Source organism: Enterobacter sp. UNJFSC 003 (assembly GCF_036903355.1).
In the GTDB taxonomy this organism is placed as follows: Bacteria; Pseudomonadota; Gammaproteobacteria; order Enterobacterales; family Enterobacteriaceae; genus Enterobacter.
In genome coordinates, this window is record NZ_JBAKHK010000364.1 from 1 (window position 1) to 234 (window position 234).

At 38.9% G+C, this 234-nt stretch carries 1 pseudogene; it reads right to left on the reverse strand.

Going from position 1 to position 234, the window contains the following annotated elements:
• Nucleotides 1–234, reverse strand: a pseudogene (locus V5P19_RS24565) (glycosyltransferase); the annotation flags it as partial.

Genomic DNA, 234 nt, shown 5'->3' on the forward strand with positions numbered 1-234 from the left:
ATCCGTTGGCGGGTAAGAATATCCGGCTCTTTGCGCACCGCATGGCAAACACGCAATGCCTCGTAAGTTATTTGCTGATGAAATTCCGGATAAATCATAATTTTGTCGGCATAATTTCGATTTAATTTCTCCAGCAGGCGGGTAATCTTAATATAGTGACGTTGATAATTAAGGTTTTTATTCCCTTGTCTATGCAACCGACTCACTGACGTATTATGCAGATAATATTTATAT